Source organism: Kitasatospora sp. NPDC087314, assembly GCF_044744365.1.
Classification (GTDB): domain Bacteria; phylum Actinomycetota; class Actinomycetes; order Streptomycetales; family Streptomycetaceae; genus Kitasatospora.
This window is the reverse complement of sequence record NZ_JBIUYE010000012.1, coordinates 83938-107963: the sequence shown is the minus strand read 5'-3', so window position 1 is coordinate 107963 and position 24026 is coordinate 83938. Positions and strand designations below refer to the sequence as shown.

Annotated in this window: 17 protein-coding genes; 12 read left to right on the top strand and 5 right to left on the bottom strand. The window is 73.1% G+C overall.

The features are described from left to right. Window positions 1-252 precede the first annotated feature (252 nt). Window positions 253-1425: an ADP-forming succinate--CoA ligase subunit beta gene (gene sucC / locus ACIO5E_RS25660; protein WP_280675021.1), complete on the top strand. Its 1173-nt coding sequence runs from the start codon at window positions 253-255 to the stop codon at window positions 1423-1425. A gap of 19 nt (window positions 1426-1444) precedes the next feature. Next, on the top strand, window positions 1445-2329 hold the full coding sequence (gene sucD, locus ACIO5E_RS25655) for a succinate--CoA ligase subunit alpha (RefSeq protein WP_400671936.1): 885 nt from the start codon (window positions 1445-1447) through the stop codon (window positions 2327-2329). Window positions 2330-2399: 70 nt separating this feature from the next. On the opposite strand, the gene ACIO5E_RS25650 is transcribed toward sucD, so the two are convergent. Continuing rightward, entirely contained in the window at window positions 2400-3962 is a 1563-nt protein-coding gene (locus ACIO5E_RS25650) for a hypothetical protein (RefSeq protein ID WP_400671934.1), read from the bottom strand. Between the two features lie 132 nt (window positions 3963-4094). Between ACIO5E_RS25650 and ACIO5E_RS25645 the strand changes: the two genes are divergently transcribed. Together ACIO5E_RS25645 and ACIO5E_RS25640 are read left to right on the top strand one after the other, a co-directional pair. After that, entirely contained in the window at window positions 4095-5600 is a 1506-nt protein-coding gene (locus ACIO5E_RS25645; protein WP_400671931.1) for a DUF6350 family protein, read from the top strand. A gap of 119 nt (window positions 5601-5719) precedes the next feature. Beyond that, the gene (locus ACIO5E_RS25640) at window positions 5720-7270 is read left to right on the top strand and encodes a ricin-type beta-trefoil lectin domain protein (protein WP_400671928.1); all 1551 of its coding nucleotides are present in this window, start codon (window positions 5720-5722) and stop codon (window positions 7268-7270) included. A 180-nt stretch (window positions 7271-7450) separates the two neighbouring features. On the opposite strand, the gene ACIO5E_RS25635 is transcribed toward ACIO5E_RS25640, so the two are convergent. Continuing rightward, entirely contained in the window at window positions 7451-8086 is a 636-nt protein-coding gene (locus tag ACIO5E_RS25635; RefSeq protein WP_400671926.1) for a hypothetical protein, read from the bottom strand. A gap of 367 nt (window positions 8087-8453) precedes the next feature. Here ACIO5E_RS25635 and purN point away from each other — a divergent pair, with 367 nt between their 5' ends. Next, the gene (gene purN / locus ACIO5E_RS25630) at window positions 8454-9119 is read left to right on the top strand and encodes a phosphoribosylglycinamide formyltransferase (RefSeq protein WP_400671923.1); all 666 of its coding nucleotides are present in this window, start codon (window positions 8454-8456) and stop codon (window positions 9117-9119) included. Between the two features lie 69 nt (window positions 9120-9188). Beyond that, window positions 9189-10766: a bifunctional phosphoribosylaminoimidazolecarboxamide formyltransferase/IMP cyclohydrolase gene (purH, locus tag ACIO5E_RS25625; protein ID WP_400671920.1), complete on the top strand. Its 1578-nt coding sequence runs from the start codon at window positions 9189-9191 to the stop codon at window positions 10764-10766. Between the two features lie 131 nt (window positions 10767-10897). On the opposite strand, the gene ACIO5E_RS25620 is transcribed toward purH, so the two are convergent. Beyond that, window positions 10898-11521 (bottom strand): hypothetical protein, encoded by a 624-nt coding sequence (locus ACIO5E_RS25620; RefSeq protein WP_400671917.1) that lies wholly within the window; start codon window positions 11519-11521, stop codon window positions 10898-10900. Window positions 11522-12015: 494 nt separating this feature from the next. Here ACIO5E_RS25620 and ACIO5E_RS25615 point away from each other — a divergent pair, with 494 nt between their 5' ends. The 6 genes from ACIO5E_RS25615 to ACIO5E_RS25590 all read left to right on the top strand — a co-directional run bounded on the left by ACIO5E_RS25615 (window position 12016) and on the right by ACIO5E_RS25590 (window position 17583). Next, window positions 12016-12870, top strand: a complete 855-nt coding sequence (locus ACIO5E_RS25615) for a bifunctional methylenetetrahydrofolate dehydrogenase/methenyltetrahydrofolate cyclohydrolase (RefSeq protein ID WP_280675004.1) — start codon at window positions 12016-12018, stop codon at window positions 12868-12870. 35 nt (window positions 12871-12905) lie between these two features. Then, window positions 12906-13331: a DUF3017 domain-containing protein gene (locus ACIO5E_RS25610; RefSeq protein ID WP_400671913.1), complete on the top strand. Its 426-nt coding sequence runs from the start codon at window positions 12906-12908 to the stop codon at window positions 13329-13331. 204 nt (window positions 13332-13535) lie between these two features. Next, window positions 13536-14528 carry a malate dehydrogenase gene (locus ACIO5E_RS25605; RefSeq protein ID WP_400671910.1) on the top strand — a complete coding sequence of 331 codons (993 nt, stop codon included), beginning with the start codon at window positions 13536-13538 and terminating at the stop codon, window positions 14526-14528. Between the two features lie 107 nt (window positions 14529-14635). Beyond that, window positions 14636-15961: a hemolysin family protein gene (locus tag ACIO5E_RS25600; protein ID WP_400671908.1), complete on the top strand. Its 1326-nt coding sequence runs from the start codon at window positions 14636-14638 to the stop codon at window positions 15959-15961. A 75-nt stretch (window positions 15962-16036) separates the two neighbouring features. Next, a complete protein-coding gene (trpS, locus tag ACIO5E_RS25595; protein ID WP_280675756.1) occupies window positions 16037-17032 on the top strand; it encodes a tryptophan--tRNA ligase in 996 nt (331 codons plus the stop codon). A gap of 62 nt (window positions 17033-17094) precedes the next feature. Beyond that, on the top strand, window positions 17095-17583 hold the full coding sequence (locus ACIO5E_RS25590) for a 2'-5' RNA ligase family protein (RefSeq protein ID WP_400671907.1): 489 nt from the start codon (window positions 17095-17097) through the stop codon (window positions 17581-17583). A gap of 18 nt (window positions 17584-17601) precedes the next feature. Here the strand turns inward: ACIO5E_RS25590 and ACIO5E_RS25585 are convergent, their stop codons facing one another. Continuing rightward, the gene (locus tag ACIO5E_RS25585; protein WP_400671905.1) at window positions 17602-20106 is read right to left on the bottom strand and encodes a CDP-glycerol glycerophosphotransferase family protein; all 2505 of its coding nucleotides are present in this window, start codon (window positions 20104-20106) and stop codon (window positions 17602-17604) included. Between the two features lie 291 nt (window positions 20107-20397). Next, entirely contained in the window at window positions 20398-23970 is a 3573-nt protein-coding gene (locus tag ACIO5E_RS25580; RefSeq protein ID WP_400671903.1) for a CDP-glycerol glycerophosphotransferase family protein, read from the bottom strand. Window positions 23971-24026 lie beyond the last annotated feature (56 nt).

Sequence of the window (24026 nt, the reverse complement as noted above, 5' to 3'; positions counted from 1 at the left end):
CGCCCCCCGCAGGGTGTCTGTGACGGTTCTCACCACGGACGGGCAGGCCCCGGGCGAAACAGTCCCGTCGTACGGGGATAACCTGCCAGACGGACGTGACGCGCGTGTTGATTGACGTGTGCGCCCGTGGCTGTGTGGGCCGCAAGGCCGTACCTCTGCGTACCCGCACCGCCCCGACGACCCGCAGCGAAGATCCTGCCGTGGCACGCTCGTAGAGACACAATCCGCGACCACGAACAAGGACGAACACACGTGGACCTGTTCGAGTACCAGGCGAGGGACCTCTTCGCCAAGCACGGTGTACCCGTGCTTGACGGTGATGTCATCGAGACCCCCGAAGCCGCTCGCGCCATCGCCGAGCGCTTCGGCGGACGCGCCGTCGTCAAGGCTCAGGTGAAGGTCGGCGGCCGTGGCAAGGCCGGTGGCGTCAAGCTCGCCGCCGACCCGGCCGACGCCGTCGCCAAGGCCGAGGCGATCCTCGGTATGGACATCAAGGGCCACACCGTTCACAAGGTGATGCTGGCCCAGACCGCGGACATCAAGGACGAGTACTACGTCTCGTTCCTGCTGGACCGCACCAACCGCACCTTCCTGGCCATGGCCAGCGTCGAGGGCGGCGTGGAGATCGAGGTCGTCGCCGAGGAGAACCCCGACGCGCTCGCCAAGATCCCGGTCGACGCCAACGAGGGCTGCACCCCGGAGAAGGCCGCCGAGATCGTCGCCGCGGCGAAGTTCCCGGCCGAGGTCGCCGACCAGGTCGCCGAGGTCCTGCAGAAGCTGTGGAAGGTCTTCATCGCCGAGGACGCGCTCCTCGTCGAGGTCAACCCGCTGATCAAGTCCGGCGAGGGCAAGATCATCGCGCTTGACGGCAAGGTCTCCCTGGACGAGAACGCCGAGTTCCGCCAGCCCGAGCACGAGGCCCTGGAGGACAAGGCCGCGGCCAACCCGCTGGAGGCCGCCGCCAAGGCCAAGGGTCTGAACTACGTCAAGCTCGACGGCCAGGTCGGCATCATCGGCAACGGCGCGGGCCTCGTCATGAGCACCCTCGACGTGGTCGCCTACGCCGGTGAGAAGCACGGCGGCGTCAAGCCCGCCAACTTCCTCGACATCGGTGGTGGCGCCTCCGCCGAGGTCATGGCCAACGGCCTGGAGATCATCCTGGGCGACGCCGACGTCAAGTCGGTCTTCGTCAACGTCTTCGGCGGCATCACCGCCTGTGACGCGGTCGCCAACGGCATCGTGCAGGCCCTCGCGCTCCTGGAGAGCAAGGGCGAGGCCGTCACCAAGCCGCTCGTCGTCCGTCTGGACGGCAACAACGCCGAGCTGGGTCGCAAGATCCTGACCGACGCCAACCACCCGCTGGTGCAGCAGGTGGACACCATGGACGGCGCCGCGGACCGCGCCGCCGAGCTGGCCAACAAGTAAGGAAGGGGACTTTCACACCATGGCTATCTTCCTTACCAAGGACAGCAAGGTCATCGTCCAGGGCATGACCGGCTCCGAGGGCATGAAGCACACCCGCCGCATGCTCGCCTCCGGCACCCAGATCGTCGGCGGTGTCAACCCGCGCAAGGCCGGTACCACGGTCGACGTCGACGGCACCGAGGTGCCGGTCTTCGGCACCGTCACCGAGGCCATGGAGAAGACCGGTGCCGACGTCACCGTCATCTTCGTGCCGCCGAAGTTCACCAAGGACGCCGTCGTCGAGGCCATCGACGCCGAGATCGGCCTGGCCGTCGTCATCACCGAGGGCGTCCCGGTGCACGACACCGCCGCCTTCTGGGCGCACGCCGGCGCCAAGGGCAACAGGACCCGGATCATCGGCCCGAACTGCCCCGGCCTGATCAGCCCCGGACAGTCGAACGCCGGCATCATCCCGGCCGACATCACCAGCTCCGGCAAGATCGGTCTGGTCTCGAAGTCCGGCACCCTGACCTACCAGCTCATGTACGAGCTGCGCGACATCGGCTTCTCCTCGGCCGTGGGCATCGGCGGTGACCCGGTCATCGGCACCACCCACATCGACGCCCTCAAGGCGTTCCAGGAGGACCCGGAGACCGAGCTCATCGTCATGATCGGTGAGATCGGCGGCGACGCCGAGGAGCGTGCCGCGGCCTACATCGCCGAGCACGTCACCAAGCCGGTCGTCGGCTACGTCGCGGGCTTCACCGCCCCCGAGGGCAAGACCATGGGCCACGCCGGCGCCATCGTCTCCGGTTCCTCGGGCACCGCCCAGGCCAAGAAGGAGGCCCTTGAGGCCGCCGGTGTCAAGGTCGGCAAGACGCCGTCCGAGACCGCCCGCCTGGCGCGCGAGATCATCGCCGGCTGACCTCGTTCGGCTGCGCGTCGAGCGCCCCTGCCCCTCGTGGGCAGGGGCGCTCGCCCGTTTCCGGCCGTCGTCAGTGCGGCGGTGACCCGGTCGTGCACGGCAGCGGCGACCACATCGGACAGGCCTCCGGACCCTGCGGCGGCGGCGGGGCAGCGGGCCCCAGGGTGGCCGCCGGCAGCTCCCACCGCCCGGCGGCCCGCGGCTGCGCCTCCACCATCACCGCCTCCACCCCCGGCGTCGGGCTGCACCACAGACTGCGGACACCGATCGGCGGCCCGCCACGCAGCACGGGCACACCCGGGTTGTCCGGGTTCGGCTCCGGCCGGCACACCGCCGGCTCCGGCGGCTCCGGCGGCCGGAACAGCGTCTCCGGCGGGATCCCCACCAGTGTCGCCAGCGCCGCCCCGCCCACCGCCACCGTCAGCAGCGCCGCCGCCCCCGTCCGGCTCGCGGTCCACAGGCGGTGCCGGGCCTGCAGGGCCGGCACCGGTGGCCGGTGCGGCTCCGGGCAGCCCCGGACCGCCGCCTGGTGCAGCAGCGCGCTCAGCCCGTCCGCGAACCCCGGCGCCGCCGGATCCGGCCCCACCAGATCGGGCGCCCACTGCGCCAGCGCCGTCCGGGCCGTCCACACCCGGCCCTCGGCCGCTGTGCGCGTCGACTCCACCTCCACCGCGACGGCCGCCGCCGGCAGCCCCAGTCCGTCGTGCAGCACCAGCGCCCGCCGCTGCGGTCGGGTCAGCCGCCGCAACGCCGTCAGCAGCGCCCGGTCCCGGTCGGTCAGCCGGTCGTGATCGGGCAGCACCGCCTGCGACTCGTCCGCCGGCCGCACCTTGATCCGCCGGTGCGGCAGCTTCCAGGCGTGCGCCCGCCGGGGCCCGCCCCGGTGCCACGGGGACAGCGCCAGCTCGCAGGCCCGTGCCCGCACCCACCCCTCCGGATCCCCCGTTCCGGACACCCTCCCCCACCCGCGTCGCGCCGCCCCGAACGCCAACCGCACGCAGTGCACCGCCCGGTGCCGGCAGGCGGTCAGCAGGAACACCTGCTGCACCAGCCGGGCGTGCGCCTGCTCGTACAGCTCCTCGAAGGTGCCGGCCGCCGGGACGGCCCGGTCGTGCCGCCCGGTGCCGGTGAGCGGGGCGTCGGGTCGATCCCCGGCTGGGGGCGGGTTGCCACGGGTGTCCGGGGGCGTCGCGACGTGCCCCCCAGGGGTCGCCGGGGTCGGTCGGGCGGGCTGTCCGGCGCCGGCGCCGAGGACGGGTGGGCGCTGCGTGGTGGCGTCGCCCGTCGCGGACGCCGCGGAGGCCGCGGAGGCCGTCGAAGGTGCGGTGTCGGGGGTCTGCGGGGGGGTGGTGAGGGCGACGGCCTCGGCCTCGGTGGCGGCGCCGAGCTTGCGTACGGCCCGCTGGATGTAGCCGCTGGCCGCGGCCGGGGTGACGCCCAGGGCGGCGGCGGTCTGGGGGAGGTCGCGGCCGGCGGCGAGGTGGGCGAGCGCCTCGGCCTCACGGGGTGTCAGTTTCCGCAGGAGGTGGGCCGCGTACTGATCGACGTGGGCGGCCTGGGGTTTGCGGGGGCGGCGCCCGGGTGTGGGGGAGTCGGCGCCGGCGGGGTGATCGGCGGTGGGTGGCGTGGTCATCAGACGCTCCGGGCCGGTGCGCCGGCGGCTTGGGGATAGGGTCTGAAAATGCGCATAAGCCAATAATCTGGGACACGGCGGCGGTTTACCGCTTCACGGGGCATGGCGAGTCGCCTTGGCACCATGAGGCGCATGACGCAGCTGATGGGCCGTCCGATCCTGCAAGTGTCGGGCGAGTTGGGCGGACGCCCTTGGCCGGCCGACCTGTTGGCGGGGGTGCGGACGGCGCTGGTCGGTCTGGCGGTGGTCGGGGTGCCGGTGCTGGGGCTCTGGGTGGCGACGCCGTACGCGGACAACGGGGCGGCCAGTGCCACCCGGTTGGCGGGGGCGCTGTGGCTGCTCGGGCACGGTGCGCCGGTGCTGCGGGGGGACGCGGACGCCCCGCTGACCGTCACTCCGCTGCTGCTGGGCGTGCTGGCGGTGGTTCAGCTGTACCGGGCGGCCGCCGGGGTGGCGGCGCGGCGCGGGCCCCGGCCGCGCTGGGGCGGCCCGGTGGCGGTGTGGACGGGCTACTGCGCGGTGGCGGCGGCGGTGGTGCTGCACTGCGCGGGCGCCGGGCTGTTCCGGACCAGGGTGCTGCCGGACCTGGTGGTGGTGGGGCTGCTGGCCGGGCTGGCGACGGCGGCGGGCGCGCGTTCGGCCCGGGCCGCCGACCCCGCCGCCCCGCCCCGCCTCCCGGGACGGCCGCTGCTGGACCGGCTCCCGGTGTCGCTCCGGCCCGTCGGCGCTGCGGCGGCGGTGCGCGGTTCGGCGCTGGCGGCCGGGGCGGGGCTGGTGGCGGCGGGCGGGATGCTGGTGGCCGTGTCGGCGGTGCTGGACGCGATGGCCGGGGGCGGGCGGGGGATGGCGGTGCTCGGACGCGGGCCGGCGGCCCTGGTCGGGCTGCTGCTGCTCGCGGTGGTGCTGCTGCCGAACGCGGTGCTCTGGGGGACGGCGTACGCGCTGGGGCCGGGGTTCGCGGTGGGCACCGGGACGGTGGTGGCGCCGGGCGGCACGGCGCTGGGCCCGGTGCCGGAGTTCCCGTTGTTCGCCCTGCTGCCGGCGGAGGGCCCGGGCGGCTGGCGGGTGGCGGCGCTGCTGCTGCCGGCGCTCGCGGGGGTGGTGCCGGCGGTGCTGCTGGGCCGGGCGGCGGCGGGCCCGCGCCGACCCGCCGAGGCCGGGGTCGAGGTCGAGGCCGGGGGCAGTGAGGGGGACGGGGGTGGAGACGGAGCTGCGAGCGGGCCGTGGCCGCCTGCGGCGACGGTGCTGGCGGTGCTGGCCGCGGCCCTGCTGACCGGGGCCGCAGTGGCGCTGTCGGGCTGGCTGTCGGGTGGCGCGCTGGCGGGCGGCCGGATGGCCCGGCTGGGACCGGTGCCCTGGTGGACGGGGTCGGCGGCGGCGGGCTGGTTCGCGCTGGTGGCCGTGCCGGGCGCGCTGCTGGTGCGCCATCGGGCACTGCGCCTCGCCGCCCCGGAGGTGGCCCTGGACGCCGTCGAGGAAACAGCGGAGGGAGGCGGAGCGGGAGCCGCCGGGGGCGCTCAGCCCACCGCCCACGCCCGGCTGGCCGGGCAGCTGCGCCGGAGCGCGCTGATGCTGCGCGCCCGCGCGTACGCCGCGGTGCTGCGCCTGGGCGGGCAGCCCCCGGAGTCGGGCGACTGAGGAGCTCGTCCGCACCGAGGTCCGACCCGGACGCTGAACCCCGCGCGTACCTCCGACCGTGTCCGGGGTGGCGCCGCGTCCGCGGTCAGCCGTCCTTCTGCGCGACGGAGTTCGATGTCATGAGCAGGAACACCACCCACGCGAGGCACGGAGGCCCGGGAGTGCGCGCGGCTCTCGCGCGGCGCCGGGTCCCGATCGCGGCCACCGCGATCGCGGTGCTGGCCGGGTCTGTCCTTGCGTTCTCCGCCCGCGCCGCCGGCCCGACGGACTCCGGCCCGGCGGACGCTGCCGCCCCGGCATCCGCCCTCAAGGTCCAACAGTGGGTGTACCCGGGCCCCGCGGGTTCCGCGGTGTGCAGCGCGCCCTCGGAGTACGCCGACGGCAGGCTCGCCAAGGGCGTGCTGAAGCCGGAGTACTACACCATCGACGCCACCGGCGGCGCCGCCCTGTTGCCGGCCTCCGACCCGGACTACGCCTGCAACGGCTACAGCGCCGAGAACGTGGCCGATGTGAAGGCCCACTCGGCGCAGCAGTACATGACGGTCTCGCTGGCGAACCTGGAATCCGAGCGCAAGCTCACCGGTGACCCCGCGAAGACCGCCGCGGCCGTGAAGACGCTCGCCGAGTTCGCCCAGCGAATCGGCTTCACCGGCGTCGACGTCGACTTCGAGAACTACTGGGCGTGGAGCGACCGGGACGCGTCGAACTACAACGCCTTCCTGCGGGCGCTGGCCGAGGGGCTGCACGCGCGCGGCCTCAAGCTCCAGGTGGAGGGCCCGCCGGACACCACCACCAGGTTCGACTACGGGCAGGTGCTGGCGCTCGGCGCCGACCAGGTGGTCATGATGGCCTACGACCAGGAGTACCAGTCCCCGGCCGGTGCCACCTGCCTGCCGTACGCGTCGTTCGACTGGATGCGCGACCTCCTGTCCGGCGCGCTGGCGCAGATCCCGGCGGACCAGCGCTCGCGGTTCGTCGCGGGCCTGCCCTCCGAGGCGTACACGGCGAGCGACCAGTGCCGCAGCATCGCGGGCAACCAGACGGTCGCCGACATGAAGAAGGCCCCGGGCTACTCCGAGGATCCCGCGGTCGTCGCGAAGCGCCGCGACGCGGCGTCGGGTGAGATCAGGTGGAGCTCGGGCGGCCGCTTCTACGACTACGTCGACCAGGTGGCGCTGGACGCCAAGCTGAAGGTCGCGACGGATCTGGGCATCTCCGACGTGTCGGTGTGGGCGCTGGGCGGCGGCAACGCCTGGTTCTCCCCGGGCGCCCTGGGCGGCGGTGGCGCGGTCCACGGCCTGGTGTCGAAGGCGAGCGGTCGGTGCGCGAACGCCCCGGCCCCGGGCAACTTGACGCGCCTGGAGGTCCGGGACTGCGACGGTTCCGCCGGTGAGGCCGTGACGGTGGAGGCGGACGGCACGCTGCGCGTGTACGGCAAGTGCGTGGACGCCTTGGGCCGCAAGACCACGGCCGGTACCCCGGTCATCCTCTACGCCTGCAACGGCGGAACCAACCAGCAGTGGTCCCACGAGCCCGACGGTTCCTTCGTCGGCGGCCAGTCGGGCCTCTGCCTGGACGTGATCGGCGGCGCCGTGCCCGCCCCCGACGGGACCCAGCTGGAGCTGTGGCCGTGCACGGGCCGGACGAACCAGATCTGGACCCTCGTCTGACACCGAGGCCTGACCCGGGCTTCCCCTCGACGGCCCACCGCTACCGGGCGGTGGGCCGTCGGCGCGCCTGCCTCGCCCCGCCTGTCCGGCTCCTCCGTGTCGACCACCTCGGCAGGACCGCTCACGACCGCGCGGACCGTGCACGACATCGGCCGGCCGGTCCGCGATGCGCGTGGAGCCCTACTGGGCGTTCCCGGTGAAGTCGACGTACCACTTGGGCGCGAACCGGTCGCAGTTGTCGGCGCCGACGGAGGTCAGCGAGTCCCGCACGCAGGTGACGTAGTCGTCGTAGTACAGCCCCAGGCCGATCACCGAGGCCGTGACCACGACGGTCATCGCGCCGGTGAGGATGCCGGCGAGCGCGGCCGGGGTGAGCGGGTTCGGGGCGGCGGGCTGCGGGGCGGCGCCGGTGACGGCGGCCGCGGCCGAGGGCTTGGGCGTCCGCAGCGCGCTGACGCCCCACAGGATGCCGAGCGCGCCGACGAACAGGGCGACCCAGTGGAAGCCGGCGAACAGGCAGACCAGCGCGAGCGGCCCGGCCAGGGCGGCGTTGCGGGCCCGGCGCTGGGCGGGGTCGGTGGGGTCGAGCTTGGGCGGCTGCGGGGCCGGGGGGCGGGGCCGGCCGCCGTCCTCGGGCCGGGCTGGGCCCCAGGGGTGCGGCGGGGGGAGCTGCGGGGGTTCGCCGGAGCCCTGGCCGCCGGTGCCGTCCGGGTGCTCACCGGGCCAGGGGTTGCGCGGCTGCCACGGCTGGTCCGGGGCATCCGCCGGCGGCGGCGCGAAGGGGTTGCGCTCGCCGGTGTCGTCACCGCTGCTCATGGTTCAGCCATTCCTTCTCGGTCCGAGGGGCGGTCTCCCGCGCCCCCTATGATCCCGCAGGCGTTCGCCGGGCCCTAGGCGGCCTGCCCGCTGTCCGGATCCCGTGCGGGCCCGCACCCCGCCAACTCCGCCGCGGGGGGCCGGAGGAGATCCCCGTCTCAACTACGCGCGTAGCGCCGCCGGGAGGGTGCGGAGGCCGTCCGACCAGCCGTTATCGTGGTGACGGTCAGCAGCTCTCATAGGTTCCCGGGGCCCGCGTCGCGGCGGGTTTTCCCGGTGTTCCCCCTCGCTCGACCTGCCGTTCGTAGTGGCCCCACCGCCGGTGGACGTACCAGCGGGCGGCGCCCGACCTACGGAGAATCGCGCAGTGGCCGCCGCCCCCGCCCAGCTCTTCCCGCCCCGTACACCCGGACCGGCCCGCCTGGTGGTGCTGGTCTCCGGTTCCGGCACCAACCTGCAGGCGCTGATCGACGCCGCCGCCGATCCGGCGTACGGCGCCGAGATCGTCGCCGTGGGTGCGGACCGCGACGGCATCGCGGGCCTGGAGCGGGCCGAGAAGGCGGGCCTGCCGACCTTCGTCACCCGGGTCAAGGACTTCGCCGACCGGGCCGACTGGGACCGCGCGTTGACCGCCTCCGTCGCCGCCCACGAGCCGGACCTGGTGGTCACGGCGGGCTTCATGAAGATCCTCGGCCCCGCGTTCGTCGCGGCCTTCGCCGGACGGACCGTCAACACCCACCCCGCACTGCTCCCGTCCTTCCCCGGCGCCCACGGCGTCACCGACGCGCTCGCGTACGGGGTGAGGGTCACCGGCTGCACCGTCCACCTGGTCGACGCCGGGGTGGACACCGGGCCGATCATCGCGCAGGGCGTCGTCGAGGTCGTCGACGCCGACCACGCCGATGGCGGCGAAGCGCTGCACGAGCGCATCAAGACTGTCGAGCGCAAGCTGCTCGTCGACGTCGTGGGCCGGCTGGCCCGCGAGGGTCACCGCATCGAGGACCGAAAGGTATGGATTCCGGCACATGAGTGAGCGGAGCGAGCGAATCATCGAGAATGGTGCCTGGCGCGCAGCGCCCGCCGAGCGCAGCGAGGTGGGAGCATGAGTGCCAGCTCCACCACCCCCCCCGTCTCCGAGAACATCCGTCCGATCCGTCGCGCGCTGATCAGCGTGTACGACAAGACCGGTCTGGAGGAGCTGGCCCAGGGCCTGCACGCCGCCGGGGTCGCCATCGTCTCCACCGGCTCCACCGCCGGCCGGATCGCCGCCGCGGGTGTCCCGGTGACCGAGGTCTCCGAGCTGACCGGCTTCCCGGAGTGCCTGGACGGGCGCGTGAAGACGCTGCACCCCCGCGTGCACGCCGGCGTGCTCGCCGACCTGCGGCTGGAGTCGCACCGCGCGCAGCTGGCCGAGCTGGGCGTCGAGCCCTTCGACCTGGTCGTGGTGAACCTCTACCCGTTCAAGGCCACCGTCGCCTCGGGCGCCACCCCGGACGAGTGCGTCGAGCAGATCGACATCGGCGGCCCGAGCATGGTCCGCGCCGCCGCCAAGAACCACCCGTCGGTGGCGGTGGTGGTCGACCCGGCCCGTTACGGCGACGTGCTGCAGGCCGTCCAGGGCGGCGGCTTCGACCTGGCTACCCGCAAGCGCCTGGCCGGTGCGGCGTTCGCGCACACCGCCGCGTACGACGTCGCGGTCGCCTCCTGGTTCGAGGCCGGCTACGCGCCGAGCGACGAGCGCTTCCCGGAGTTCCTGGGCGCCACCTGGGAGCGGCAGAACGTGCTGCGCTACGGCGAGAACCCGCACCAGGGCGCCGCGCTGTACAGCGACGGCACCGGCGGCCTGGCCGGCGCGAAGCAGTTGCACGGCAAGGAGATGTCGTACAACAACTACGTCGACACCGACGCTGCCCGCCACGCCGCGTACGACCACGCCGAGCCGGCCGTCGCGATCATCAAGCACGCCAACCCGTGCGGCATCGCGACCGGCGCGGACGTCGCCGAGGCACACCGCAAGGCGCACGAGTGCGACCCGGTCTCGGCGTACGGCGGTGTGATCGCGGTCAACCGCCCGGTCACCGTCGAGCTGGCCGAGCAGATCGCGCCGATCTTCACCGAGGTCGTCGTCGCCCCGGCGTACGAGGACGGCGCCGTCGAGGTGCTGGCCCGCAAGAAGAACCTCCGGGTGCTGGTCGCCCCCGAGGCCCCGGCCAACCGCCAGGAGGTCCGCCCGGTCTCCGGCGGCGTGCTGCTGCAGGACGCCGACCGGGTGCACGCCGAGGGTGACGACCCGGCGAACTGGACGCTGGCCACCGGCGAGGCGTTGTCCGGGGCGGAGCTGGCCGAGCTGGCCTTCGCCTGGCGGGCCTGCCGGGCCGTCAAGTCCAACGCGATCCTGCTGGCCAAGGGCGGCGCCTCGGTGGGCGTCGGCATGGGCCAGGTCAACCGGGTCGACTCCTGCAAGCTCGCGGTCGAGCGGGCCGGGGAGCGGGCCAAGGGCGCGTACGCGGCCTCGGACGCGTTCTTCCCGTTCGCGGACGGTCCGGCGATCCTGATCGCGGCCGGCGTCCGGGCGATCGTGCAGCCGGGCGGTTCGATCCGGGACGAGGAGGTCGTCGCGGCGGCCGCCGAGGCCGGGGTGACCATGTACTTCACCGGTGCCCGGCACTTCTTCCACTGACCGCGGCCACCGAGCGCCCGGCGCCGCGGTGACCGGGTGACGGCATGACGGAACGGCCCGGCTCCCCTCGCGAGGGGAGCCGGGCCGTTCCGTTCGAGCGCTCGGGCCGGATCGGCCGGTAGCGCGGCCGGTCAGTAGCGCGGCCGGGCGAACCAGGCGACGCCGTCCTTGACGCTCATCCCGACGATCATGGTGATCGAGACCGCGAGCCACATCAGCGTGAAGACGATGCCGATCGGGTTGGCGTTGTTGGCGAACGAGCCGGCCAGGCCCAGCAGGCCGAGCAGCGCGCCGAAAGAGCCGTACACCAGAGCGGTGATGCGGACCGCGGGGCCGCCCTTGCCGAACTTCACGCCCAGCGTGATGGAGAACGCCGCGAACAGCACGCACACGATGCCGACCACCACCAGCACACCGGCCGCCGCGTTGCCGAACCCGTTGAACGGGTCGCTGCCGTCGATCTCCTGGGCCCGGTTGGTGACCTCCTTGGCCGCCGCGGCGGCTATCAGGTAGATGCCCGCACCGATGATCTGCACGGCGCCGATGATGAACAGCAGCACCCGGGTGGTGACCACCAGGCCCGGCATGGACTGCGGGACGGCCGGCGCGAAGCCGTAGCCCGGCGTGGCACCGTAGCCCGGGGCGGCCTGCGGGTAGCCGTACCCGGCGGCCGGCGGGGCCTGCTGGGGGTAGCCGTAGCCCGGCGCCTGCGGCGGCTGGCCGTAGGGGTTGTTCGGGTCGGGCGGGTAACTCATCGATGCCTCCGGGCAGTTACGGGGACGTGGGGACGGGACGGAGGGCCCGGTTCCGGTTGGCGAGTCGGGTCGCCGACTGGACGGGACGCTAACGGAGAGGGGTGACAGCCCGGATCGGCACCGGGCACGGTCGGCTCAGACGCGTGGTGAGCGCGAAGAGAGCGGTGCGAGCGGAGTCGTCGACGGGCACGCCACGGGCGGGACGGCGCCGCGCTGGTCGGGCTGCTCGGTCTGAAGTGGTCGGCTCACGTGCTCTTTCCCCCGGGTACGCCCCACCGGGTGTCCGTCGGCCCGTCACCGGGCCGGGTCGCGGCAGGGAATGCCCGCATATCGTCAACCGGACGGCAGGGCCGTGTCCAGCCGGTTCCGCGCGCCGGACCGAGACTGTGGCGCAACCGCAACGTGGTCCGGACCTTCCGTACCCGTCCCATGGTGAAGACGGGCCCCCAGGGCCCGTGGTACGGCGCCGTGCCGCGATCCGGGAGAATGGGGTCATGACTGCCCAGATTCTCGATGGCAAGGCCACCGCCGCCGCGATCAAGTCCGAACTCGCCGCCCGTGTGGCGGTCCTCAAGGCGAAGGGCGTCACGCCCGGCCTCGGCACCGTCCTGGTCGGCGACGACCCGGGCAGCCGCTGGTACGTCAACGGGAAGCACAAGGACTGCGCCGAGGTCGGCATCGCCTCGATCCAGCGCGAGCTGCCCGCCACCGCCAGCCAGGAGGACGTCGAGAACGTCGTCCGAGAGCTCAACGCCGACCCGTCCTGCACCGGCTACATCGTCCAGCTGCCGCTGCCCAAGGGCCTGGACCAGAACCCGGTCCTGGAGCTGATGGACCCGGACAAGGACGCGGACGGCCTGCACCCGACCTCGCTCGGCCGGCTCGCCCTGGGCATCGAGGGGCCGCTGCCCTGCACCCCGCTGGGCATCGTCGAACTGCTGCGCCGGCACGGCGTCGAGATCAACGGCGCCGAGGTGGTCGTGATCGGCCGCGGCGTGACCGTCGGCCGCTCGATCGGGCTGCTGCTGACCCGCCGCTCCGAGAACGCCACCGTGACCCTGTGCCACACCGGCACCCGGGACCTCGCCTACCACCTGCGCAAGGCCGACATCATCGTGGCCGCCGCGGGCGTGCCGCACCTGGTCAAGCCGGAGGACGTCAAGCCGGGCGCGGCGGTGCTGGACGTGGGCGTCAGCCGCAGCGAGGGCAAGATCGTCGGCGACGTCCACCCGGGCGTGGCCGAGGTGGCAGGCTGGATCTCCCCGAACCCCGGCGGCGTGGGCCCGATGACCCGCGCGATGCTGCTCAACAACATCGTCGAGGCGGCCGAGCGCCGCGCCGGCCTCTGACCCCGCGACCGACACCACCACGAGGGACGGCGAGCATGACGGAACCGCGACCGGCACGGACCCGGCGCAGGCCGGTCAAGACCACCGGAACCCTGCCGCCCGAGGGCTCGTCCGCGGCCCTCGGACGCGACCACGCCCTGCCGGTCCGGCAGTGGCCGATAACGCTGGTCCTGTCGGTGGTCGGGGCCGGCCTCGCGGTCACCTGGTTCGCCGACTTCAAGGACGGTTTCAAGTACGGGCTGCTGATCCTCGGCTGCGGCGTACTGCTCGGCGCCGTCCTGCGGCTGGTGCTGCCCGAGGTCGGGATGCTGGCGGTGCGCAGCCGCTTCACCGACGTGATCGTGCTGGTCTTCCTGGGCGCGTCGATCGTGCTGCTGACCCTGGTCGCGCAGCCGAACCCGTGGCTGGAGATCCCGCTGCTCGACAACATCGGCCAGCTGATCGGCCGGCCCAAGCACTGACGCCGGGACACCCGCGACGGCCCCCGACCCGGAAGCCCCGGGCGGGGGCCGCCGTCCGTTGTGACGCATCAGCCAGGCCCGAGCCCGCGGCGTGGGCTCCCTTTGCGATAACCTGACGCCGGTCTCTCGATGTCGAGAGATCATCCTCGGCTCCAGTGCGCCGGTGTGCCTGGGGCACCTGGCGATCTGCTGGAGAAGGTAGAAATGACCCGCACCCCCGTCAACGTCACCATCACCGGAGCGGCCGGCCAGATCGGCTACGCGCTGCTCTTCCGCATCGCCTCGGGCCACCTGCTCGGTGCAGACGTGCCGGTGAACCTGCGCCTCCTGGAGATCCCGCAGGGCCTCAAGGCCGCCGAGGGCACCGCCATGGAGCTCGTCGACTGCGCCTTCCCGCTGCTGCGCGACATCACCATCAGCGACAACCCGAACGAGGCCTTCGACGGCGCCAACGTCGCGCTGCTGGTCGGCGCCCGTCCGCGCACCGCGGGCATGGAGCGCGGCGACCTGCTGCAGGCCAACGGCGGCATCTTCGGCCCGCAGGGCAAGGCCATCAACGACCACGCCGCGGACGACATCAAGGTCCTGGTGGTCGGCAACCCGGCCAACACCAACGCCCTGATCGCCCAGCGCAACGCCCCGGACGTCCCGGCCGAGCGCTTCACCGCGATGACCCGTCTGGACCACAACCGCGCGGTCGGCCAGCTCTCCATCAAGACCGGCGCGCTGGTCTCCGACATCAAGCGCGTCACCATCTGGGGCAACCACTCCGCCACCCAGTACCCGGACGTCTTCCAGGCCGAGATCGCCGGCAAGCCGGCCTTCGAGGCCGTCGGCAGCGACCTGGCCTGGCTGGAGAACGACTTCATCCCGACCGTGGCCAAGCGCGGCGCGGCCATCATCGAGGCCCGTGGCGCCTCCTCGGCCGCCTCGGCCGCCAACGCCGCCATCGACCACGTCCACACCTGGGTCAACGGCACCGCCGAGGGCGACTGGACCTCCATGGGCGTCGTCTCGGACGGCTCCTACGGCGTTCCGGCGGGCCTGATCTCCTCCTTCCCCGTCACCACCAAGGACGGCAAGTTCGAGATCGTCCAGGGCCTGGAGATCTCCGACTTCTCGCGCGCCCGCATCGACGCCTCGGTCAAGGAGCTGACCGAGGAGCGCGACGCGGTCCAGGAGCTGGGCCTCATCTGAGCCCCGCCGCAGCGGCTTTCCGACGGCCCGCCGCCTCCCTTCCCGGAGGCGGCGGGCCGTCGCCGTGTCCGTGTCCGGGCCGGTCCGGCGGCCTACACTGGCCCGCTGTGAACGAAACCCTCGGGGACGCCGCGCTCGTCCTCGTCTTCATCCTGCTGGGCGGGCTGTTCAACGTCGCCGAGATCTCGCTGATCTCGCTGCGCGAGGGCCAGATCCGGACACTGGAGTCGCTCGGCACCCGGCGCTCGGCCCGGGCCGCGCACCTGGCCGCCGACCCCAACCGCTTCCTGGCCGCCGTCCAGGTCGGCGTGACCTGCATGGGCTTCCTGTCCGCCGCCTTCGGTGCGGACACCCTGGCCGGCAAGGTCGCCCCGCTGTTCGTCCGGGCCGGGCTCACCGAGGGCGTCGCCGACGCGGTCGCCCTGGTCGGCCTCACCCTGGTGATCAGCTACGTCTCGCTGGTGCTCGGCGAACTCACCCCCAAGCGGATCGGCCTGCAGCGGGCCGAGTCCATCGCGGTGATCGCGGCGCCGGTGGTGGACGTGATGTCGGTGGCGCTGCGCCCGGTGATCTGGCTGCTCGGCCACTCCACCAACCTGATGGTCCGCCTGTTGGGCGGCGACCCGGCCGCCGGCCGCGGTTCGATGAGCTCCGAGGAACTGCGTGGCCTGGTCGCCGCCAACACCGAACTCGGCAGCGACGAACGGGCGTTGATCGCGGACGTGTTCTCCGCCGGGGAGCGGCAGCTGCGCGAGGTGATGGTCCCGCGCACCGAGGTGACCTTCCTGGACGCCGAGCGCCCGCTGGCCGCCGTCCGGCACCAGGCGGACACCTCGCCGCACTCGCGCTACCCGGTGGTCGAGGGCAGCGCCGACGCCGTGGTCGGCTTCGTCCACGTCCGCGACCTGTACGGCGCGCGCGGCGAGCAGGCGGTCAAGGCCCGCGACCTGGCCCGCCCGGTCAAGCTGCTGCCCGGCACCAAACGGGTGCTGGAGGCGATGGGCGAGATGCGCCGTGAGGGACATCACCTCGCCATCGTGGTGGACGAGTACGGCGGCACCGCCGGGATCGTCACCCTGGAGGACCTGGTCGAGGAGGTGATCGGCGAGATCCGGGACGAGTACGACCGGCCGGAGACCGCCACCACCCGCCGGCTGGCCGGCGGCGGCATGGAGCTGGACGGCCTGCTCAACCTCGGCGACTTCACCGAGGAGACCGGCGTCACCCTGTCCGAGGGCCCGTACGAGACGGTGGCCGGCTGCCTGGTCGCCTCGCTCGGCCGGCTGCCCCGGGACGGCGACCAGGTGCGCGTCCCGGTCGAGGGCGGGGGCGGCGTGCTGCTGACGGTGGCCAAGCTGGAGGGCCGCCGGATCGCCCGGGTGAGGGTGAGTGCGGTCACACCGGCGGAGCCTCCAGGGGCGGACGTTTCCTGAGCGACCGGTGGAACTGGAACAATGGCCCGCATGGTCAACGCAGCGGTCACTGGTCCGGTCAAGGACCGTCCCCGGGTGCTCTCCGGGATCCAGCCCACCTCCGGCTCGTTCCACCTCGGCAACTACCTGGGCGCGGTGCGCCAGTGGGTCGATCTGCAGAAGGAGAACGACGCCTTCTACATGGTCGTCGACCTGCACGCGATCACCGTCGAGCAGGACCCGGCGACGCTGCGCCAGAACACCCGGATCTCCGCCGCCCAGCTGCTCGGCGCCGGCCTGGACCCGGAGCACTGCACCCTGTTCGTCCAGTCGCACGTGCCCGAGCACGCGCAGCTCGCCTGGGTGATGAACTGCCTCACCGGCTTCGGCGAGGCCTCCCGGATGACCCAGTTCAAGGACAAGTCGGCCAAGCAGGGTGCCGCCGGCACCTCGGTCGGCCTGTTCACCTACCCGATCCTCCAGGTCGCCGACATCCTGCTCTACCAGGCGGACGCCGTCCCGGTCGGCGAGGACCAGCGCCAGCACGTGGAGCTCACCCGCGACCTCGCGGAGCGCTTCAACACCCGCTTCCAGCCGACCTTCGTGGTGCCGAAGCCGTACATCCTCAAGGAGACGGCGAAGATCATGGACCTGCAGGACCCGGGCGCCAAGATGAGCAAGTCGGCCTCCTCGACCAAGGGCCTGGTGAGCCTGCTGGACGACCCGAAGGTGAGCGCCAAGAAGTTCAAGAGCGCCATCACCGACACCGGCACCGTCGTCTCCTACGACGAGGACGGCAAGCCCGGCGTCTCCAACCTGCTGCGCATCCACTCCGCGCTCAGCGGCCAGTCGATCGACCAGCTGGTCGCGCACTTCGAGGGCCGGATGTACGGCGCCCTGAAGACCGAGCTGGCCGAGCTGTTCGCCGAGTGGGTCACCCCGTTCCAGGAGCGCACCCGGGTCTACCTGGACGACCCGGCCGAGCTGGACCGGGTGCTGGCGATCGGCGGCGAGAAGGCCCGCGAGGTCTCCGCGCAGACCCTGGAGACGGTGTACGACCGGATCGGCTTCCTCCCGGCCGCCAAGCGGTGACTCCGCTGACAGGCCTGCCCGATGGTGACGACCTCCCCGAGGTCGTCACCATCGGCGTGTCCGTGAGCGTTCCGGACCCGTACGGTGCGGAGATCCAGGACGCCCGGGCCGGGCACGGGGATCCGCTGGCGCGGTCGATACCGACGCACGTCACCCTGCTGCCGCCGACCGAGGTGCCGGCCGCGGCGCTGCCGAAGATCGAGGAGCACCTGGCGGCGGTGGCGGCCGCGCACCGGCCGTTCCGGATGCTGCTGAGCGGCGCCGGCACCTTCCGTCCGGTCTCCCCGGTGGTGTTCGTCAGGGTCGAGGAGGGCGCGCAGGAGTGCCGCCTGCTGGAGGCGGACGTCCGCTCCGGCCCGCTGGCCCGCGAGTTGGCCTTCCCGTACCACCCGCACGTGACGGTCGCGCACGGTCTGCCGGACGACGTGCTGGACCAGGCGTACGCGCAGGCGCGCGGCTTCCGGGCGGCCTTCGCGGTGCCGGGCTTCGGCCTCTCCCGCTTCGACACGGACGAGGTCTGGCGGCCCTGGCGGAGCTACCCGTTCTCCTGAACCGCCACTTCCCCTGAACTACCGCGTAGCCCGCCCGACTTCGAGCATCCGGTCGACCACCCGGCGGGCCGCGTCGCCGTCGTCCAGGACGCAGTGCTCGGCCCGGAAGCGCCGGTGGCGCTCGGCGTAGCCGGGTGGCAGGTCCGCGCCGGTGTCGGCGAGTTCGCGCAGCGTGCCGAGCAGTTCGGCCGAGGTGGGGACGAGCGGGCCGGGGGCCTGCGGCTCGAAGTCGAAGGAGAAGCCGCGCAGGGTGTCGCGGTAGTGCTCCAGGTCGTAGGTGAAGAAGAGCACCGGGCGGCCGGTGATCGCGAAGTCGAACATGATCGACGAGTAGTCGGTCACCAGGACGTCCGCGATCAGCAGCAGTTCCTGCGGGTCGGGGTAGTCGCCGCAGTCGTACAGGAAGCCGTCCCCGGAGCCCGGCAGCGGCTCGCGGACGTGCGCGTGCGGGCGGACCAGCAGCACGTGGTCCGGGCCGAGCAGGCGCCGGGCGTGGTCGAGGTCCAGCCGCAGGTCGAGCCGGAAGCCGTCGCCGCGCTGCTGGTCCTCCCGCCAGGTCGGTGCGTACAGCACGATCCGCTTGCCGTCCGGGACGCCGAGCCGGCGGCGGACGGCCGCTGCGGTGTCCGCGTCGGGGCGGGCGAGCACGTCGTTGCGCGGGTAGCCGGCCTCCAGGATCTCGCCGTCGTAGCGGAACGCGCGGCGCAGGATCGGGGTGGCGAAGGGGCTGGGGGAGAGCAGCAGGCTCCACTGCGGGGTCTCCCGGTCGAGCGCCTCCAGGTAGCCGTGGTCGGCCAGCCAGGGGTTGTCGACGTCGTGGGCGATCCGCTTCAGCAGGGAGCCGTGCCAGGTCTGCAGCACCACCTGGCCGGGGCGGCGCTCCAGGAAGTCCGGGAAGTGCGTGTTGCCGACCAGGTACCGGCAGGTGGCCAGCGCGCGGTACCACTCCGGGCTCCAGATCCGGACGGCCCGGACCCCGGGCGGCAGCTCGGCCTGGGCGTCGTCGACCACCCAGAGGTGCTCCAACGGCACGCCGCGGCGGGCGAGTTCGGCGTGCACCGCGCGCGGCGAGTCGGCGTAGCCGTGGCCGCCGAACACGTCGTACAGCACGGCCTCGCGCAGCGGTTCGCGGCGGGCGGCGGGGTAGTGGACGGAGCGCTGGCGGCTCTGCGTCCAGGCGCTGCGCTCGGCGGGGGTGAGCACCGGCGTGGAGTCCACCAGCAGGGTGTCGTGCCAGCGGCGCTGGAGCAGGATCAGCTTGCCGCCGACCGAGGCGGCGGCGGGCAGGGCGGGCAGCGCGGCGGGTGCGGCGAGCAGCGGGCGGCTCGGGCCGGGCCGCCCGGCGGGCGCCAGCGCCGCCTCCCAGATGCCCTTGCGCAGCGGCAGGGCGGCGCCGTCCGAGCCGGTGCGGGTGGCGGGCAGGCGGGCCCGGAACCGGCCGTCCGGGCCGGCCTCGACCGGTGTGCGGACCTCGCTCGCGGTGTCGGTGTGCCGCAGCACCAGCTCCAGTCGGTCCGCGGACCGGTCCGGGCAGTGGCCGGTGAGCTCGAAGCCGCCGGCCCGGACGGCGATCCGCTCGACCAGGCCGGCCGCCGGCTGGACGCAGAGCTGGAGCCGGCCGTCGGCGAGGTGCTTGAGGTAGAGCGCGCGGTCCGGGGTGTCGGGCAGCGGGTGCTGGCCGGCCACCGGGCCGCCGCGCTCGTCCGGGCAGAGCTGTTCGGCGCTGCCGTCGGGGCGCAGCAACTCGGCGTCCCAGTGCTCCAGTTCACCGCCGCCGCGCCCGTCGGCGGTGAACGGTCGGTACGGCACGTGGACGGCGAAGGTGTTGCCGGTGCGGGCGACCGGCCGCTCGATCACGGCGTCGCTCTGGCGGTGGCGCAGCCGCAGCACGGTGCCGGCCGGGCAGGAGTCCGCGGCGCCGCGCAGGTCGAGGCCGTCGGCGGCGGGGGTGGCGTGGGTGAGCCGGAGGCCGGGGCGTTCGAGCAGCAGCCGCAGCCGTCCGTCGGCGAAGTGCGGCTGGAGGCGGACGTCGTGGTCCACCCAGCGGGCCGGCGGGTACTCGCCGGAGCCGCACCAGTGCGGGGCGAGGGCGCCGTACTGGCGGCGCAGCCGGGTGGGGCGCGGGCGGGTGAACAGGGTGGTCTCGATCCGCCAGTCGCCGAGCTGCCAGTCGGTGCCGTGGCGCAGCCGGCCGGGTTCGATCAGGGCGGTGAAGCCGGACCAGTCGTGGTTGAACTCGGGCTGGGCGCTGTCGTCGGTGACCTCGGGCAGCCGACGGGGCCTGGACCGCAGGTGGACGGGCGGCCGGGACCCGTCGGGGTGGCGCAGGGTCAGCCAGGTCCAGGCGGAGCCGGGGCGGCCGGTGTCGAGGTCGTGCGGGCGGGCGAAGCCGGTGAGCTCCAGGCCGCGGCCGGTCCAGCGGGCGCGCAGCAGGCCGAAGGCGACGTCCTCGTCGGGGGTGGGCTGGTCGGTGCTCACGCGGGGGGCGGCGTGCGGAAGGACGAACCGTGTGAGCACAGGCATGGGAAGGCCCTTCGGGACGGGGCCGGTCCATGGCGGTGGACCGGGGCCGCCGGGCCGATTCCGATTGCACCGGGGCCGAATTGATATCCCATACCGGGATGCCATCCGGGGTCAACTGTGCAGACCGGGGAATATCCCGTGAAATTCGTCAACGAAACATGAGTTCGAATGCAATGTAAGCATAAAGAGTGAAGTGCTCTCAGGGAATTCCCAGGAAAGCGTCGAGGCGCCCGACGCGGTTCGCGTCGGGCGCCTCGGCTGGGGCTCGCGGGGCTCTGGGGCCTTCCCCGGCTACTCGGTGCGGAGCATCGCGTCGACCACCCGGGCGGAGGCCTTGCCGTCGTCCAGGTCGCAGTACGCCTCGCGGAACGCGGCGGCCTTGTCGGCGTACTCGGCCGCCACCTCGTCCACCCGCCCGAGCGCGTCGACCAGTTCCCCGGAGGTGGCCAGCAGCGGGCCGGGCACCTCAGCCTCGAAGTCCAGGCTGAAGCCGCGCAGGTTGTCGCGGTAGTGCTCCAGGTCGTAGGTGAAGAACAGGACCGGCTTGCCGGTCGCGGCGAAGTCGAACACGCTCGCCGAGTAGTCGGTGACCAGCACGTCCGCGATCAGCAGCAGCTCCGCCATGTCGGGGTAGCTGCCGACGTCCCAGATGTAGCCGTTGCCGGCGCCCGGGATCTGACCGCACATCACGCTGTGCCGGCGCACCAGCAGCACCTGGTCGTCGCCGAGTGCGGCCTTGGCCGCGTCGAGGTCGAGTCGCAGGTCCATCTGGTACCCGCCGTTCGGCCGGCGCCGGTCCTCGCGCCAGGTCGGCGCGTACAGCACGACCTTCTTGCCCTCGGGCAGGCCGAGGCGTTCGCGGACCTGCTCGGCGGTCTTCTCCCGGTCGACCGCGAACAGCAGGTCGTTCCGGGGGGAGCCGCTTTCCAGAATCTCGCCCTTGAAATCGAACGCACGCCGCAGCACCGGGGCCGACCAGCTGTTTCCGGCGACCAGCAGGCTCCAGTTCGGCACCTCCCGGGCGAGGCCCTTCAGGTAGTTCGAATCGGTGAACCAGACCTTCTCGAAGTCGAGGCCGATCTGCTTCAGCGGGCTGCCGAGCCAGGTCTGCACGACCACCTGGCCGGGGCGGCGGACGAAGAAGTCGGGCAGGTGGGTGCTGGTGACGATGTACTTGGCGGTGGCCAGCGCCTCGAACCACTCCGGGCTCCAGAGCCGGACCGCGCTCGCCGTCTGCGGCAGCTCGGCCTGCAGGTCGTCGCTGCCCCACAGGTGCTCCAGCGGCAGGCCGCGGCGGACCAGCTCCTCGTGGATCGCCCGCGGCGAGTCGGCGTACAGGCCGCCGAGCCCGACGTTGTAGAGCACGGTGTCGCGCACCGGGTGGCGACGGGCGTTCGGGTAGTCGACCGACCGGAGCTGGCGCTGGCGGTAGCCGCTGCGCTCCTCGGGCAGCAGCGCCGAGTGCGACTCCAGGGAGAGGCCGTCGTGGTGGCGGCGCTCCAGCACTATGCGCTTCCCACGGGACTCCACCTCCAGCGGCAGGGCGGCGAAGCAGTCCGGCGTGATCAGCGCGTACGAGGTCGCGACCTCGTCGACGGGCGCGCCGACCGGGCGGAAGAAGACGTCCCAGGTGCCCTGGGCGAGCGGCACCCGGCCGGCGAAGGAGGCCGTCGGCACGGTGGGCAGCGCGGTCCGGAACCGGCCGTCCGCGATCTCCACCGGGTAGACGTGCTCCTCCTCGCGCCAGTTGTGCCGGACCACCAGCTCCCAGCGGTGCGCGCCGGACAGCGGGAACGAGCCGCTGAGCAGGAAGCCGTCCGCGCCGCGCGCGGAGACCTCGTCCACCAGCGGCTGCAGCAGCTGGTCGGAGAACTGCAGGTAGCCGCCGGGGGAGGGCTTGGAGTAGAGCGCCCGGCGCTGGTCGACCGGGGCGTCCGGGTTGAGCGGCAGGTGCAGCTGCCCGGGGGCGTTGCGGTCGTCCCAGGTCACCGGCACGGTGCTGCCGTCGGCGAGCACCAGGACGGTGTCCCAGCGGTCGCGGGCGCGTTCGGCGGCCACCGGGTCCAGCTCGGCCCAGGCCTCGCGGACGGCGGTCAGCTCGGCCACCGGGAAGGAGGCGGCGAACGGCTGCAGGGTGCCGACCGGCGCGCCCAGCTCCAGCGGGAAGGCCAGCTCGCGGTCGGACTCGACGTGGGTGAGCCGCAGCCGGGCCCCGGCGAAGCTCGAGCCGGAGCGCGCCGCGCCCGAGACCTCCACCCGGCCGCCGTGCGCGGCCAGGCCGGTCACCCGGGCCTTGACCGTCTCCACCCGCAGGTAGACGAAGCCGTCCCGGACCCACGGCACGATCCGCACGTCCGGCTCGACCCAGTGCGCCGGGATGTACTGCGCGGTGTCGCTCCACCCGGCCGAGATCCGGCCCTTGTAGACGCCGCCCTTGCCCGCGCCGGCCACCAGGACGCGCCAGTTGCCGTCCTTCCACTGGCCGCGGTGCTTGAGCTTCTTCGGGTCGATGCCGACGGTGAAGCCGGCCCAGTCGCAGTTGTACAGGTCGTGGTTGCAGCTGGCGGTGGCCTCGGGGCTGTACTGGGTCTTCATCGGCACCGCGATCACCCGCCGGCCCTTGGCCTCGCGCAGCACCAGGGTGCGGACCATGTCGTGCCTGTTGGCCGCGCCCAGCTGCTCCGGGTAGGCGTGCCCGGTCAGCTGCAGCCGTCCGCCGGTCCAGGCCGTCTCGTACAGCCGGCTGCGCATGACCAGCGAGTTGTCCAGCTTGAGCACGCCGGACGGCACGCTCTTGCGCCCGCCGCGCAGGAACGGGTAGTCGGCGTACGGGCGCAGCAGGCCGCGGGCCTGGACACCGCCGTTGCTCTCGCCCTCGTACTTGATCTGCTCGACGAACTCGTCGATCCGGCCCTGCAGGGTCAGGTGGTACTTCAGCCGCAGCGGCGCCCGCAGCTTGCGGACCTGCTCGGGGCCGATCGCCCGCAGCAGCCGGCTGACGTTCGTGGCGTAGGCGTCCCGGTACTCCTTGTCGCCGTCCACGACGGACCAGAAGAACATCGGGATCTCCTCGACGAGGGTGTTCTCGTCGTAGGAGCGCAGGTACTGGGCGAAGCGCGGCTCGGTCTGCTTCTTCAGCCAGCCGCGGACCAGCTCGACCGAGGCGACGCGGTCGATCAGGCCCTTGGGGTTGGTGCGCATCTGTGTGATCGACATCTCGCCGACCTCGCGCTCGCGCCAGTGGTAGATCGGCTCGGAGAGGACGTCCACGCTCTTGGCGAGGTAGTGGTGCGGCACGCTGACCGGCGCGTCCTCGTACAGGATGCCCTCGGGGTAGAGGATGCCGGCCGCGTCGAAGAAGGAGCGGCGGTACACCTTGTTCCACGCGGTGCGGTCGGTGACCAGCGCCGGGATCTCGGTGATGTGCGTCTTGAGCCTGGTCTCCTTGAACGGCCTCGAGTGCCCGCCGGACTGGTAGTAGCCCACCGCGCGGAACCGCAGCACGTTGCCGGTGGCGAAGTCCGAGCCGGTCTCGTCCAGGGTGTTGATCATCAGCTCGTACGCACTCGGCGGCATCGAGTCGTCGCTGTCGACGAAGCACAGGAACTCGGCGTCCGGGTCGATGTGCCGGATGCCGGTGTTGCGGGCCGCGCCGAGGCCCTTGTTCACCTGGCGGACCAGCCGGAACCGGGAGTCCTTGGCCGCGTACGCCTCGGCGAGGGCCGCGCTGTCGTCCTTCGAACCGTCGTCGACCATGACGCACTCGAAGTCCGTGAAGGTCTGTGCGGCGATCGAGTCGAGGCACTCGACCAGGTAACGCTCGACGTTGTAGATCGGAACGACGATGGAGAGGCGGGGAGCCATCGGCTACGCAGGCCTTTCTCGGGAAGGAGCGTGCCAGCCCGGTGGGGCCTGACCGC

Bases quoted from the DNA above. Each gene is read 5' to 3' on its own strand.
- ACIO5E_RS25580 (WP_400671903.1), bottom strand. From the start codon at position 23,970: ATGGCTCCCCGCCTCTCCATCGTCGTTCCGATCTACAACGTCGAGCGT.
- ACIO5E_RS25645 (WP_400671931.1), top strand. From the start codon at position 4,095: ATGACGCAGCTGATGGGCCGTCCGATCCTGCAAGTGTCGGGCGAGTTG.
- ACIO5E_RS25650 (WP_400671934.1), bottom strand. From the start codon at position 3,962: ATGACCACGCCACCCACCGCCGATCACCCCGCCGGCGCCGACTCCCCC.
- purH (WP_400671920.1), top strand. From the start codon at position 9,189: ATGAGTGCCAGCTCCACCACCCCCCCCGTCTCCGAGAACATCCGTCCG.
- ACIO5E_RS25605 (WP_400671910.1), top strand. From the start codon at position 13,536: ATGACCCGCACCCCCGTCAACGTCACCATCACCGGAGCGGCCGGCCAG.
- sucD (WP_400671936.1), top strand. From the start codon at position 1,445: ATGGCTATCTTCCTTACCAAGGACAGCAAGGTCATCGTCCAGGGCATG.
- ACIO5E_RS25640 (WP_400671928.1), top strand. From the start codon at position 5,720: ATGAGCAGGAACACCACCCACGCGAGGCACGGAGGCCCGGGAGTGCGC.
- ACIO5E_RS25610 (WP_400671913.1), top strand. From the start codon at position 12,906: ATGACGGAACCGCGACCGGCACGGACCCGGCGCAGGCCGGTCAAGACC.
- ACIO5E_RS25585 (WP_400671905.1), bottom strand. From the start codon at position 20,106: ATGCCTGTGCTCACACGGTTCGTCCTTCCGCACGCCGCCCCCCGCGTG.
- ACIO5E_RS25615 (WP_280675004.1), top strand. From the start codon at position 12,016: ATGACTGCCCAGATTCTCGATGGCAAGGCCACCGCCGCCGCGATCAAG.
- ACIO5E_RS25620 (WP_400671917.1), bottom strand. From the start codon at position 11,521: ATGAGTTACCCGCCCGACCCGAACAACCCCTACGGCCAGCCGCCGCAG.
- ACIO5E_RS25635 (WP_400671926.1), bottom strand. From the start codon at position 8,086: ATGAGCAGCGGTGACGACACCGGCGAGCGCAACCCCTTCGCGCCGCCG.